The organism is Mesorhizobium atlanticum (genome assembly GCF_003289965.1).
In the GTDB taxonomy this organism is placed as follows: Bacteria; Pseudomonadota; Alphaproteobacteria; order Rhizobiales; family Rhizobiaceae; genus Mesorhizobium; species Mesorhizobium atlanticum.
Window position 1 is genome coordinate 495,023 of the sequence record NZ_QMBQ01000002.1, and the last position, 14,852, is coordinate 509,874.

Sequence of the window (14,852 nt, forward strand, 5' to 3'; positions counted from 1 at the left end):
GCCCCCCGCTGTCTGCCGCCTGAACTCGGATCTTGCCAGCTTCGACCCCAATGCGCACGCCGAACGCTGGCGCCCTGGCCTCGAAGGGAAGAGAACGCGTCATGGCTTAACACTCCAACGCTTGCGTGGTGCGGCCTCTGATTAGGTGTCTGGAATTCCAAGGTATTTCGCTATGACACCGCAAATCGACGCGGCGTCTTTGCCGATCAGGCAATCCTGATGACCGTGACCAGGTACGCACCAGGTCAGATAGGAGGGCTGGCCGAGACCCAGACGTGACTGGTTTTCATCGATAGCCCGCCTGATCGCTTCCTTTGACTGTGGCTCTTCGACGGCTTCCGAGGATGAATTCAAGTGCGGCACGCCGGCCTCACTGAGCATGTTTCGCATCAGCCTCAGGGTCGCAGGGTCAACCAGACCGTTCTCCGCGCCATGGATCGACATCATAGGGAATCGCAGTCGATCCCTGACTCTGTCAGGCAGCACGTAGCGATTTACGCCAGCCCTATCGGTAACGGTATTGAGACCGGCGAAGTGGATAACCTGCGAGACCGTCTCGACGCTAAGCGGGCCGAAGAAGTCGTCGATCTGGTCGAGCACGACGTCTGAGAGGTTCCTGAGCGAAAAGGTGCGCGAATAAAGCGCGTCCATCCGATGCCTCGTCCCGACCCAAGGCGTTACCTTACCTGGAGGCCAAAGCGGATTCTCGCGTCGAAACTCCTCAAACGGCGTTCTCGTTGCCGCGAGGGCGCGGTCGAGCAATTGACCGGCCAACGAAATTTCGCCACGCGGGCTAAATACATAATCCTGAACTTGAAGAAAATATTGAACGTATCGCATTATATAGGCGGCGAGTACATTGGATGAGCTTAAAAGCATCACGGGCCCGATCTGTGAGAAAACCACCCGCCCAATTTTCTGATGTATGTTTTGCTGATCAGACTCACTGAGCATTGCCATGCTGAACATTGCCGCGCCCATGCAATGGCAAACGACGTCGAGCTTTTCCTGCTTGGTGACGGCCAGCACGTGACGGATGGCGATCGGGATATCCTGCTCCGCCATCGCCTCGAACGGCCAGTTGCCGGTGGCCGTGGTCAAGCCCGAACTCGAGCGCATGTCGAGCACCCATACGTCGCGGCCAGCGTCGCATAGAGTTTGGGCAAGATTGCCGGGCACGGCAGTGTGGGCAAAGGTGGTGCCGCTTGCGCTGTAGCCATGGATAAGCAGTACCGGGCGTTTCGGGACGCTACTGTTGATCGGTCCGTCGGGAGTACCGTCATAACGCGCCAGGCGGATGCGAATCGACGGCATCGCCGTGCCCAAGGTCAGCCATTCGATTTGCGGGTTCGGCAAACCCACTATTACCCCGGGCAGTCTCTGTGGCACACGCTCCGATGGAGGATCGGGACGGCGAAAACTCAGCGCGTGTATCTGAAGGACGACGCGCAAGCCGTAGAGCAGGAAAGACATCAAATCCGCCAGCGCGGCGACCCTGTTTTCCTGATCGACTATTCGCAGCAGGGGCACCTGCCGCCGGGCCAGGTAGCGCTTGTTGAGTTCCAGCACCGGTGGTTTCTTGCCGAGAGCAGTCTTGCGCATGCGCGGGAAAGCCACGACCGACATCTGTATCAGCTGCGTCCAAGGACTGGCGCCGCGTCCATATGTGAGCCGTTTGACCGCTCTGATCTTCCCATGCTGGAACATCGAGCTGTCGAACCCCGCGTCCGCAGCGGCTTTCTTGGACACCAGGTCATCGGCCTTGACGATCTTGTCGATTTGCAGATCGTATTCAATCAACCGCACTCCACCGGCACGGGAGCACAGGTACAGAATGTCCCACCACCTGAAACCTGACAGTCCTCCGCTGTCCGGAGGCTTGAGACGCAGCCATTTCTGGCCTTGCTGGGTCCAGGTGTAGGCGAGATCGCGAAATCCACGGTTGATCGCCCAAGCCCGCAAAGCACGTGCTGTTCGACCGACAGGACCGGACTCCTCGCGATCGAAAAGACGCAGCGTGCCCGAAATCTCGGCTTCGACGGCGACATCGCTTTCATAGGCTTGGTCGGCGATAGGGTCGAACTGCTTTCCTGCTCGCAGAATGCGCAATCGACCGTCGGCGATCGGCAGAGAGCGGCCGCCTGGTGCCCGTAAAGAAAAGAGATCGGACAGGACCACGGGCTTGGTGGTGAGGGTTACTTCGACGGTATGCAGTCTTGCCGTGCCAGTGCTGCCTGTCACCAGGGGAACCTGACCTCGCACCTGTTCAGTCAGTTCGATCCGGGTTGGAGTGGGTGCGGGGTTGGTTCGTGGCGTAGAATAAACCGGTCTCGGGGTGCCGGCGGAATGTCGGGGCACAGGGGAGTCGATCAACCGGCCGCCGCTAAGGTGCCATTTTTCCTTGAGTGCGCTGATCGCTCGCAACGCAAGAACGGCGATGGTCAGGGCCGGGTTAATGCCCAAGGACGTGGGAATGATCGAGCCATCGAGCACGACCAGTCCCTCGTGGAAAGGGCTGGGGGCGGTCCCGGCGGGGTTGAACACACGCCCGCAATGGTCTGTGACGCCCTGTCGGACATCATCACCCATGGCACATCCACCAAGCGGGTGCACCGTCACCAGGGGACCGCGTTGGCGGCCGAATACCGCTTCCAGGCGATCGGACAATGGCCGCCATAGCAGATTGTTGACCACGCGCCCCCCCAACCCCGATTTTTGAAGCAGGTCGGCAAGATGCCTGTGATGTCTCTCGAACCGCGGATCCAATCGCAACTCCGGCCATCGCACGGTGAGCATGCCGTCGCTGTTATCTTGAATGGCGCTACCCAGGGCCAGTTCGCCCTCGGCGTCGTCGCGGCCAATCATCGCCAGCACCAGGGAGTTCGCGATGGCGTCAGGGTCGACGGCAGCGTCGTCGGCCCATGAGGGATCTGGCTTCTGTTTCCCGCAATCGCCCTCGACCACGCGATTGAGCACATCGAATGTGGTGGTGCTCTCCTCAAAAAGCCGGCGCAACGGTCCCGGCACCGCCAGATCCTGAATCACCAGGTCGGTATCTGCGTTGCCTTGGCGCAGATCGATCATCGCGGTTATTGTCGGACCGATCGCGCGGCCACCCTCGTGGGCAGAGCCTGCAGCCGGAAACTGCGTTTCATCGGCCACTCCATTGACCCGCGTCGTCAAGGCGTGGGCAACCACGAGCATATCCCCGTTAGCAGAGAACTTGCGGCCCAACTGGTCGGAGAACCTGGTGCGGTCATTCTGCGAGCGCATCAAGATTTCCGTCGAGCCGAACGTCCCGGCAGCGAGAATCACCCGCCTTGTCCGCAGCGCAAACGGTTTCCGTTGGCGATCTCTCAACTGCCCGTCGGTGTGGTTGACGTCCACCTGCCATCCGTCCGTCAACGGCGAGACGCGCAGGACGGTGGCGCCCGTGACAATGCGAACTCCGCTTTGTTGGGCAAGGCGCAACAAACTCAGGTCGAGGGATTCTTTGGCGTTGTGGTTGCAGCCTGTGGCGCAGTCGCCGCACCGGAGGCACGAACTCATGGCGACCCGCGCGGGATTTGTACGGCAATCGGATGCAACCGTTATCTGGGTCGGTTGGGTGTTGCCGTCGCCCAGCTTCCTAAGTGCTTCGGTTTTGGCCAATGAGGGGCCGCCGATGGCATTGGCCCCCAACCAAGCGCGCAGTTGTTTAGCCGTCTCGTCAAGCTTGGTTTCGTCACGAATCTCGGCAGGCCAGCGCGCCTCCTTGAAAACCTTCTGGTGGGGCATCTCCATGACACCGGCGTTGATCAATGAGCCCCCGCCCAGACCGGAGGCAACGAGCGCTGCGGCGTCATCGCTCCAGCGCATGTCGTACAGGCCATCGAACACACCACGCTGCCGCTCCGCGAAGGGCGTCGTGAAGCGGACGTGCCCCGCCAAATCGGCCATGCGGGTTGGGAACATTCCTGCCAGGTACTCCTTGCCGCGTTCAAGCAAGCAGATCCTCAACGGGTTTCCTTGAGCATCCTTGCAGTTGCTGAGTTCCGCGGCAGCCACGGAGCCGCCATAGCCGCTGCCGACTATGACAATGTCGAAATCATACTTGTCCTTGGCGCGTCTCCTGCGTGGATTGGCGATCTGGGGCAGATCGCTGACCAATGCTTCGAGCCCTCGCGAGAGCCAAACTGTTGCACGTGCCTTTTCGGCCCCCCCGAGATCAATGGACACTGGCCCCTCCCCGAAATAAGCCTGAAATATACGCGAAATTTAATGTAACGTCAGGAAGCCGCGTCCGGCATATTGTGGTGGTATTCTTCAAGGCGTTTGCGACCTTCTGCTCCTTGGGTGCTGGTGTCGCGACTGCGGGGGAGGACCATGAGGGAAACTCACGAGCTACTGGGGAGTTTCCTTCCCCTTAGGTTACTTGGGAGAATCCATGCGGTTCGCTCAGACGGCCCTGCAGCCGTCGAGTTTCCGGCTGCCGTGATGTTTGTCGATGTGTCCAGGTATACTGCCCTGGTCGAGCAACTGGCACGCCGAGGACAGGAAGGACTCGAACGAATTCCAAGCCTGCTCAGCCGCTCGTATTCACGCTGTGTGGAGCAGGTCCACGAGCGTGCAGGAGAGGTTTTATATCTCGCCGGCGACGAGTTGCTGGCCTATTGGGCGGCGGACGGCGGCGGACTTGCAAGCGCTGTCCGAGCGGCGGTTGCCTGCGCCGAGGCTATCTGCGGTAACCAGAACGACCGCCCGGACAACGGCGAAGGCGACATCGCACCAGCACTGCATGTTGGTATCGGCGCGGGGCCCCTTTGGGTCGCGGCTCTGGGCAGCCAGCGCATTTGGACGCTCTTTGCCGGAGGAAGCGCGGTCATCCAAGCCGCCCGCTCCCAGACTGTTGCGCGCAGATGGGAGTATGTGGTTTCGGAAAAGGCCAGTCAGGCCCTTGCGGGGCCGTCTGGATCGCAACCCAACTTGGATGCCGGAGCCACGAACCCTCCTCCAGCCGATTGGCTAGCGCGGTTTCTGCCTTTGCAGCTCAGGGATCTGATCACTGACGTTGAATCAGGCCCGACGGCCGAAGGCAGCGCCATTCCGGTCACCCCCACAGAGCATCGCCGGACAGCCGTCCACCTGGATACCCTTGCCGAAATAAGACCGATCACCGCTCTGTTCGCGCGAATAGCCGGGCTCGACTACAGCCAACCTCAGGACCTTGCTCGCTATCAATCGCTATACATGGCCCTGCAGGAAGATTTGCGCTCGCGAGGCGGGCCAGCCGGCGAGCTGCTCTTGGACGACAAGGGTCTGGTTTTCTTTGCGACGTTCGGAGCGCGAGGCAGCTTTCATCGCGATGACCCTATCCGCGCGCTCGATGCTGCCCGCGCGATCAGTCTGACGGCTCAACATCTGGGACTGTCGACGTCCGTAGGGATCGCGACCGGCGATGCGCATTTCAGTGTCGTCGGCAGCGCCCGCCGGCGGCAGTTCATGGTGTTCGGAGCTCCGGTGAATCGTGCGGCTCGGCTTATGACCGCATCAACAAGCATTCTATGCGATGCACCGACCGAGAGAGCCAGCCGAAGGTCATTTCGCTTCGAGGAACGCGGCACACTGCAACTCGAAGGGCTGGGGGATATGGCGGCCGTCTTTTGTCCGGCAGACCAACGCGCCCCCGAACACAACACGACCTCGCTCATCGGTCGGGGAAACGAGCTAGGAGCCCTGGAACGCACATTTCACGAAGCCCGGGAAGGAAGCAGGCGTCTGGTGGTGATATTGGGCGAGTCAGGGATCGGCAAGACAGCGTTGATCAAGGCTTTCACGGACGAACTGCGCTCGGCTGGGACCGCCGTGTTCGTGGCTGGCGCCGAACGTGACGATCGCCGTACGTCACTCTTGCCTTGGCGACGGCTGCTTGCGGCCGTTCTAGGGCTTTCCTCAGGAAGCGACGGCGTTACGGTTCTTCAACGTGTCACCGAGCGTGTCCAAGGCCACCCGTCGGTCGCCGCGCGACTGCCGTTGCTCGGTGATGTGCTGGGCGTCGAAATCCCGCAGAACGACGCGACAAGGCATTTGGAAGGAGCCAATCGCGCTGATGCGACCATGCGACTTCTGGGCGATCTGATGGATAGGTTGTCATCACGTCCGCTGGTATTGGTATTGGAGGACAGCCAGTGGCTGGATTCGGCATCATGGCGTCTCGTGGAGTGGATCCTCTCCTCGTTATCGTCGCTGCTCTTGATCTTGTGCGTGCGCTCGGACGAGGTACCGGAGGAACTGAAGAACCTGCGCAGGCGGGCCGAGGCACCGGGGATGAATACAGGCGGAGCCGATGCCGACGATCCGGCGCGGTTTTGTCGGATCTTGGATCTCGAAGAGCTCAACGACGTATCGATTTGCGAACTGGTCGCCCGCACGCTGGGGGAAGCGCCGCCACATGACGAGCTTTTGCGCCGGGTTTGTGCATTGGCGGGCGGCAACCCGTTCTTTGCGGAGGAGATCGCCCTCACTCTGAAGAGCCAGGGACTCATCGCTGTGCGCGACGGCTTCTGGTGCCCAATTCGGCCGTTGGACCGTCTTAGATACTTCGAGGGGGTCGAACGGGTCATTCGCGAGCGCGTCGATCGGCTCGAAGCCGCCGCACAAGAAGCGATCAAGGCGGCGGCGGTGATCGGCCGCACCTTCAGCCGCGAGGCGCTTGCGACCTTGCTCAAGGGCGTATTGCATGGCGGTGCCGTTGCCGCGGCCGTCGAGTCGCTTGCGGCCGCGCATCTCGTGCGTCAAGTCGTCAGTTCAGGGAATTACGAATTCCGCCATGATCAGATCCGGGACGTCGTCTATGGCGCAATCCCCGGTGAAGTGCGCCAGAGGCTGCATGGAGCATTGGCCGCATGGATGGAGTCAAGCCAGTCGGCTGCTACCGGCGCTGACACTGCGGCACTTGTCCAGCACTTTGAGGCTGCTGGGGACAGCCTCAAAGCAGTAAGATACGCAAATCTCGCCGCAACCAAGGCCCTGCAGATCGGTGCATTTCGCGAGGTTGAGTCATTTTTGGGTATCTGCCTGAACTACGAGTCCGAGCAGCCTTGGAGCGCCGTTCAAAGGCTGCAGGCAGTGCGTTGGCGCAGGCAGCTCGGCGAGGCTCACTATAGCCGCGGCGACCTTCATGCTCAGGGCGTTTCAGTGAGACGGGCGCTGGTATTGGCAGGCGAGCCAGTTCCACGCTCACCAGTGGCTCTTTTGACCAGGCTGCTCGGAAGCGGACTGCGCCTCGCATTTCAACAGATATTTCCACCCTCGGCCCGATCAGGCCAGGACGGTGCCTTAGGCTCTTGGGAGCAGGAACTGACTCGCTGCCTGAACCAGGCTGCCGTCGTGGATTATTTCGAACTTCGCTTCTCACGCGCATTCTCACACACTGTCGCGGCCGTCACCTATGCCGAGCGAACTGGGGTCACGACCGAGATGGCGGTGGCGTCCGCCCAACTCGCTTGCGGTTTGGGAATTCTCGGGTGGCGGCGCGCCTGCCACTACTTCATGGCACGGGCGGAACGGGTCGCGATCACGCTGGCGGACCCATCGATCCACTCGCACCTCTGCAACCTCGACGCGTTATGGCGTATCGGGCATTGCGATTGGATGATGGTGGATCGTCGTCTCGATCAGTCGCAAGAACTTTGTCTCCAAGCAGGAGATCAACTGAGTTGGTGCAACGCCCAGGCCATTCGTTTCTGGTCTCTGTACTACCGAGGCCACTCGGGCGAACTGGAGCACACTGCCCAAGCATTGCTTTCAAGGGCGCAGAACAGCGGAAACCTCCAGCAGGAAGTCTGGGCGTTGCGATGCAAGTCCTTGTGCGTTCTTCAGGCGGATAGCCCCCGGGAAGCGGTCGACATTCTCAGGCTGACCACGTCCGCCATGGTCGGGTCTTCCGATCTCGCCGACATGGTTTCGGCAAAGGGTTCCCTCGCGCTCGCCCTTGCACGAGTTGGGCAACATGCAGAGAGCGTCCGGGCGGTTGTGGATGCGCTACGCCTCCTGCGCGAGATGGGTCGACCGACCGTGCACAGCACACTGCCCGGCATCACTGGAGTGATCGAAGTGCTCTTGCGCGGCCGCGAGGCGGGTTTGTCGAGAGAATACGACCAATGGCGGCACTGGGAGCGGCAAGCACTGCATGAGCTCAAGCGCTTTCGCCGTGTGTTTTCTGTAGGCGTCCCGCAATATGCGTTGTGGGTCGGCGTGGCGCACTGGCTGGATGGACGCAATGAACTGGCTATCTCAACCTGGCAACGTGGGCTTGCGGCCGCTCAGCGTCTCGCGTTGCATCGCGACGCGTCGATGATCGCGGCGGAGATAAGACGCCGACAGGATCGGGTCTAGCAGCTCGCTCGTGGCTCGTCGCGATCATCCAGGCGCTCATTTCGGGGTCGGATCGATTCCGGAGAGGCGGGGGGTCGCATATGGAAATCGGTGCCGCGAAGCCGCCGTTCGCTGACGGCTCGGCCAAGACATTCGTCATGTCGTCACCAGGCTTCAGTATCGCGCTGCTTGGCGCCACATTGGCCAGCAGGCACGGCTTTGGGCGAAGCGCCACCAGAGGTTCGCGTTTTAGCTATGATTTCAAAATATAGAAGGAGATTGGTAGCGGGAGAGGGCTACCGCCAGTACAGCGCTGCAACCGAGTTCGTCTGTTGAATGTACTCGCAAGCAGGGCCGACAGGATCACATCCTATCCTCTGGCTGTGGTGGCCGGCTGATTTGAACTGTCATCATGGGCCCGCAAGGAGGCGAAGCCGACGTCGTAGGACAAACAAGCCAAAATCCTGTCCCCGCAACCAATTCTATCATAAATCAATTACCGTCCCGGTCTAGCCGGGGTGGTTTTTGCGTTCTGCGTTTCCTTGTTTCTAAAGGCCGCACTTCTCTCATCATCAATCGCGGACAACCCACATAGCCTCCCTGCAGGCCTGGAAGTTCGCAAAACTGCAGCCAAGCGCTTTGATCTTTTTTGCAGTCTCCGTGGCGATGACTGGGGACACTGATGGCGATCATCCGCGCGCCGGCAGGTGCTTTGCCACCTCGACGAAGTTAAGCACCGCCTTGGCCCGATTGGTGCGTTTCCATACGAGCACCGTCTGGCTACGAAAGCCCGGATGAAGGATCGGCCGGACCTCGACATTGCGTCCGAGAAAATTGATCAGGCTTTCGGGATAGATGGTTACGCCGAGACCGGCAGCGACGAGGCCAAGCAGCGCGAGCGTATTGGAGGCCTCAAGCCTAATGTTGAGTCGCACGCCTTCGGCGGAAAACATATCGTCGAGCCGCCAACGATAGGCCTCCCATTCGATCATGTCCCCAAGAATAAGATCTTCCTCGGCAAGGTCTGTAGGATGCACCTCATGAAGCCGTGTGAGGCGGTGGTTTCTTGGCGTGACCACATAAAGTGGATCCTCCGACAGGAGCAGCGAATGGAAATCACTGTGATCGAACGGACCGATCATGTAGCCAATATCGACTTCATCATGCGCCAGCGCCACTTTCTGGCCCTGAGTGCGGATGTAACGGAGGCTGACGTCGATGTGCGGATAGAGCCGCCGGTACCGCGATACGGCGAACGGCATAAGCTCAGTTGCGGCAAAGGCCATATAGGCCACGCGCAGGCTACCGGTCTTGCCCTCCGCAACCAGGCGGGCCGCCTTCACCGAATTGGAATAGGTCTGCATGAGCCGGACATTTTGCTCGTAGAAGGAGCGTCCGGCAGGGGTCAGCGCCACCTCGCGCGTCGTGCGTTCGAAGAGCGCGAAGCCCAGTAGATGTTCGAGCTTCTGGATGCGTCGGCTCAGTGCTGACTGGTCGACGTTCAGCCGCTCGGCGCTACGGCGAAAACTCAATTCCTCCGCCACGACAAGAAAAGAATGGGTGAGGTCCAGTCCTGCTTCCGCTTCCATACCAGGCACCGTCAATTGATGCGTTTGACGCATGAATAATTGGCCAAAGACCATTTCAGCTCAAGGTCGAGACGCGGCAATCTTTTGACGGATAACCGGTGGACGGAAATGTCCCATGGTCATCGGACAGCAACGGCGCCGCATTGCCGGCCAAGCAGAGGAAACGCCATGAGCGACGTGGACAACAAGCAACTCGACCGAATGCTGCAGCAGGCGTTCGCGGCATCGACGAAAATCTACCAGGAGCGCGGCTTCCAGCGTCGTGTCGGTTTCGGCAAGCGTCCCGCGTTGGTCAGCGTCGATCTCGCCAATGCTTGGACCCGGCCCGGCAATCCTTTCACCTGCGATCAGCAGGCTATGGACAACGAGATCATCCCGGGCATGCAGAGGCTGCTGAAGGCCTGCCGTGCCAACGGCCACCCGGTTATTCACGTTACGACGGCCTACGAGATCACCGATCGCGATGCCGGTTTCACCGACATGGGCCTCTGGCACTGCAAGATCCCGATCGATGTGGTGAACCTCAAGGACAAGAATCTCTGGGCGATCGATTCCCGCATTGCGCCGGTGAAAGGCGAATACACGCTGCTCAAGAAGCGGGCGAGCTCTTTCCATGGCACCGGCTTGGCCGGCCTGCTCCGGGCAGCCGGTATCGACACCATCCTGGTAACCGGCGTCACCGCGACGGCATGCGTCCGCACCACGATCTGCGACGGGCTGGCCGACGGCTTCCGCACCATCGCCGTTCGTGAGTGCATCGGCGATCGCGTTCCGGGCGCGGTGGCGTGGAATCTCTACGACATCGACGCGAAGTTCGCCGATGTCCACAGCGTGGACGAATGCGTCGAGTATCTCAACACGGTCAACACCGCCCGCATCGCGGCGGAATGACTTGGCTGGCGCGTCCCTCGGGACGCGCCTTCGTCTATCGGGAGAGTGAACATGGCACGCATCGGCGTTGACGTCGGCGGAACAAATACGGACCTGGTGCTCGAATGTGCCGGAGGGGTGTTCTACCACAAGGTTCCGACGACCTTGAAAAACCAGTCCATCGGCGTGGTCGAAGGCGTCAAGGGCATTTGCGGCCTGGCCGGGATCGAGCCGTCCGAGGTGGATGTCATCGTCCATGGGACGACCACCGCGACCAACATCACGATAGAGCACAACGGCTCGGAAACAGGGATGCTCACGACGCGCGGCTTCCGTGACATCCTGCATATCGGGCGGCACAAGCGGCCGCACAATTTCTCGCTTCACTTCATCGTTCCATGGCAAAGCCAGCCGCTGGTGAAGCGCCGCAACCGCATCGCCATCTCCGAGCGCATCCTCCCGCCGCGCGGCGATGTCGAGACGGCGCTTGACGAGAACGAGGTGCGCGAGGCGACCAGGCTCTTCAAGAAGCGCGGCATCAACTCGGTCGTCATCGGATTCATGTTTTCGTTCCTGAACGACGCCCACGAGCGTCGCGCTAGGGACATCGTGCTCGAGGAGATGCCGGATGCCTATGTGACGCTGTCGAGCGAGGTCGCCAACGTCATGCGCGAATACGAGCGCTTCTCGACGGCGGCGATGAACTCCTATGTCGGCCCGAAAACCGCGTTCTACCTGCGCGACCTGGAATCGAAGCTGCGCGAGGCCGGCGTGTCGTCCAAGCTGCGCATCATGCAGTCGAACGGCGGCGTCTCCACCGTCGAGGCCTGCGCAACGCGCCCGGTGCGCATCCTGATGTCCGGTCCGGCTGGCGGCGTCATCGGCGGTGCCTCGGAAGGCGAGATGGCGGGCGTGAGAAACATTATCACCGTCGATATCGGCGGCACCTCAGCCGACATCAGCACCATTCCGGACGGGCGGGTCAAGATCATGAACCCGCGCGACACCTACGTATCCGGCCATCCCGTGCTCACTCCGATGATCGATCTCGTCACCATCGGCGCCGGCGGCGGTTCGGTCGCCTATATCGACGAGGCCGGCGCCTTCAACGTTGGGCCGCGTTCGGCGGGATCAGAGCCGGGCCCCGCCTGCTACGGCCGCGGCGGCAAGGAACCTACGGTGACCGATGCCCAGATCGTGCTTGGCCGCCTCGACCCCGACCTGGTGCTGGGCGGCGACCTGAAACTCGATCCGACGCTTTCAAGGTCAGCGATCGAGGAAAGGATCGCCAAACCGCTCGGCCTGTCGGTGACGGACGCGGCGCTGGGCATTATCAAGATCATCAACAACAATATGGCGCTCGCCATCCGCTCCAATTCGGTGGCCCGCGGCATCGACCCACGTCAGTTCTCGATCTTGCCGTTCGGCGGGGCCGGGCCGTTGCACGGTGTCGCGCTGGCGGAGGCGATCTCTGCGCGAGACGTCATCGTGCCGGTGGCGCCGGGCATCACGGCGGCCGTCGGCCTGTTGAAGACCGATCTTCAATACGAGCAGACCGAGGCGGTCATCGTCGAACTCAATGCGGCGGACGAGGCCCAACTCGAGCGCATCAACCGCGCCGCCACCGCGTTGCGCGAGCGGGTCGTGGCAGACCTCGACGCGGACGGCATCGCCCGCGACCAGCAGAAGATCGAGATCGTGGCGGAATGCCGCTATCACGGCCAGGGCTTCGAACTGCGAGCGAAGATGCCCGAAGGGCCAATCACGCAAACCAACAAGCCGGTGATCATCACCAGCTTCCATGACCAACATCAACTCGACTACGGCTATAGCTATCGCGAGCAGGAGGTGGAACTGATCACGTTGCGCGCCATCGGCCGCGCCGCTGTGAAACGGATCGCTATCCCGAAGGTCAGGCCCACAGACGGCTCCAGCATCGACCGGGCGCTGATGTTCGTTCGGGCGACGACCTTCGACGACGGCCGGACGCTTGAGACGCCGCGCTACGATCGCATGAAGCTCTACGCAGGCGACAAGGTGAGCGGACCGGCGATTCTCGTCCAGCACGATTCAACGACCCTGGTGCCGCCCGGCTACGTCGCCGAGACGCTCGAATACGGCAACACCCGCGTCCATCGCGCCGGCGTGGCTTGAGAAAACGGGAGGAAATCATGATCAGTATGGCTCAGGCCGTGGCGCTCAAAGACATGCCGGCCGAAATCGATCCCATCACGCTGCAGGTCATTCGCGGGTCGTTCGAGACCATCGCCGAAGAGATGGCGCATGTGCTCTACCGCATGTCCTTTTCCTCGATCATTCGCGAATCCGAGGATCTCGGTGCCGGCCTCTTCGACATCGAGTTCAACACATTGTGCGAGTCGGAATCGACACCGATGCATATCGGCTCGATCCCAGGCTACCTGCGCGGTATCCAGGCAACGCTAGAGGATGGCGAGTGGTACGAAGGAGACGTAGTCGTCCACAATCATCCCTATCACGGCTCCAGCCACACCCCCGATCTCGCAATCGTGGTGCCTGTCTTTTGGCATGGGCGGCTGGTCGGTTTTGCCGGCAACACTGCGCACCATGTCGACATCGGGGCCGCGACGCCCGGCCTCATCATCGATGTGCCGGACGTCTTTGCCGAGGGCATGCTGTTTGCCGGCACCAAGCTTTATCGCAAGGGCCAGCCCAACAATGCCATGTGGAACTTCATCCGCCACAACAGCCGTGCGGCCCAGCAACTGGTGAGCGACATTGAGGCCCAGGTCGCTTCGGCCAGGCTTGGCGCGAAGCGCTTCGTCGAGCTGATCGAGAAATTCGGCGAAGAGACGGTCTTCCAGGCGGCCAACCAGCTGATGGACTATGCCGAGCGCATGATGCGCCAGCGCATCCGTGACATTCCGGACGGCGAATATACGGCCGAGGGCTGGCTCGACGACGACGGGCGCAACCGCGACCAGCGCTTGAAGGTCAAGGTCACCGTGCGGGTCAGGGGCGACGAACTCGACGTGGATCTCACTGGCTCAGCCGACCAGACGCCGACGGCCTACAACGTGCCGTTCGAAGGCTCGACCAAAGTCGCCGCCTACGCGGCGTTCCGCAAGCTGCTGCTCGACGCCTACACGTCCGACATGCGGGTGCCCTCCAACGAAGGTTCATTCCGGCCGATCAACGTGATCGCGCCGCTGGGCTCCATCTTCAACCCGAAGCCGCCGGCATCTGCGGAGGCACGCTTCACCCAGTGCAATCGCATGATCGACCTGATCATCCGTTCGCTGGCGCCCGTCATGCCGGATACCGTGATTGCCGGAAGCTCGGCGTCGATCTCGTTCGCCGCCTATTCGGGCGTGCGTCCGAGCGGCGACTACTGGGTGTTTCTCGAAGTGAACGAGGGAGCCTATGGCGGTCGCCCGCGCTCGGATGGCCCCGACAGCATCGACAACCTGATGGCCAACACGCGCAACAATCCGCTCGAAGACCTGGCGATGCATATCCCGATGATCTGCGATCGCTACGAGTTGCGCGACGACGTGCCACCCGGCGCCGGGGAGTTCAGGGGAGGGCTCGGCGTGGTCAAGGCGCAGCGCGTGCTGACCGACGGCTTCATCACGCATGAATCGGAACGTCACAAGGATGCGCCCTGGGGCATCTTTGGCGGCACCGACGGCGCGGTCGGCAAGTGTCTGATCTACAACGCCTCGGCACCGGGCGCCGCCCGCGAGATGCATTCAAAGTTCTCCGGGTTGGCCGTCAAGGCCAACGACATCATGGCCTACTACAGCCCCAATGGCGGCGGTTACGGATCGCCGCTGAAGCGGCCTGCCCAGAAGGTGCTCGAGGACGTGCTCGACGGCTTCTATTCGGCGGAGCATGCGCGCGATGTCTATGGCGTCATAGTCGATGTCGAGCAGGAAACGCTCGATGTCGAGGCGACTGCCAAGGCGCGAGCGGCGCTCGCAAAGGTCTCATAACACTCGCGAATTGACTCTTGGGCGTTCTGGAAGACGCCCGTAATCCACGACAACAACGGGAGGA

Annotated in this window: 6 protein-coding genes; 4 read left to right on the forward strand and 2 right to left on the reverse strand. The window is 61.3% G+C overall.

The features are described from left to right. Nucleotides 1-141 precede the first annotated feature (141 nt). Entirely contained in the window at nucleotides 142-4,218 is a 4,077-nt protein-coding gene (locus DPM35_RS07415; RefSeq protein ID WP_112126647.1) for a GMC family oxidoreductase N-terminal domain-containing protein, read from the reverse strand. A gap of 258 nt (nucleotides 4,219-4,476) precedes the next feature. On the opposite strand from DPM35_RS07415, the gene DPM35_RS07420 reads away from it, so the two are divergent. Then, nucleotides 4,477-8,376, forward strand: a complete 3,900-nt coding sequence (locus DPM35_RS07420; protein ID WP_181591947.1) for an AAA family ATPase — start codon at nucleotides 4,477-4,479, stop codon at nucleotides 8,374-8,376. Nucleotides 8,377-9,044: 668 nt separating this feature from the next. On the opposite strand, the gene DPM35_RS07425 is transcribed toward DPM35_RS07420, so the two are convergent. After that, nucleotides 9,045-9,998 carry a LysR family transcriptional regulator gene (locus tag DPM35_RS07425; protein WP_245431463.1) on the reverse strand — a complete coding sequence of 318 codons (954 nt, stop codon included), beginning with the start codon at nucleotides 9,996-9,998 and terminating at the stop codon, nucleotides 9,045-9,047. Between the two features lie 114 nt (nucleotides 9,999-10,112). Between DPM35_RS07425 and DPM35_RS07430 the strand changes: the two genes are divergently transcribed. The 3 genes from DPM35_RS07430 to DPM35_RS07440 are packed head-to-tail and all read left to right on the forward strand — an operon-like array spanning nucleotide 10,113 to nucleotide 14,788. Then, nucleotides 10,113-10,835, forward strand: a complete 723-nt coding sequence (locus tag DPM35_RS07430) for an isochorismatase family protein (protein WP_112126650.1) — start codon at nucleotides 10,113-10,115, stop codon at nucleotides 10,833-10,835. Between the two features lie 51 nt (nucleotides 10,836-10,886). Continuing rightward, nucleotides 10,887-12,968, forward strand: coding sequence for a hydantoinase/oxoprolinase family protein (locus DPM35_RS07435; protein WP_112126651.1), 2,082 nt, complete (start codon nucleotides 10,887-10,889; stop codon nucleotides 12,966-12,968). 17 nt (nucleotides 12,969-12,985) lie between these two features. After that, complete coding sequence (locus DPM35_RS07440; protein ID WP_181591948.1) at nucleotides 12,986-14,788, forward strand: hydantoinase B/oxoprolinase family protein; 1,803 nt, start codon at nucleotides 12,986-12,988, stop codon at nucleotides 14,786-14,788. Nucleotides 14,789-14,852: the final 64 nt, after the last annotated feature.

Bases quoted from the DNA above. Each gene is read 5' to 3' on its own strand.
- DPM35_RS07420 (WP_181591947.1), top strand. From the start codon at position 4,477: ATGTTTGTCGATGTGTCCAGGTATACTGCCCTGGTCGAGCAACTGGCA.
- DPM35_RS07425 (WP_245431463.1), bottom strand. From the start codon at position 9,998: ATGGTCTTTGGCCAATTATTCATGCGTCAAACGCATCAATTGACGGTG.
- DPM35_RS07430 (WP_112126650.1), top strand. From the start codon at position 10,113: ATGAGCGACGTGGACAACAAGCAACTCGACCGAATGCTGCAGCAGGCG.
- DPM35_RS07435 (WP_112126651.1), top strand. From the start codon at position 10,887: ATGGCACGCATCGGCGTTGACGTCGGCGGAACAAATACGGACCTGGTG.
- DPM35_RS07440 (WP_181591948.1), top strand. From the start codon at position 12,986: ATGATCAGTATGGCTCAGGCCGTGGCGCTCAAAGACATGCCGGCCGAA.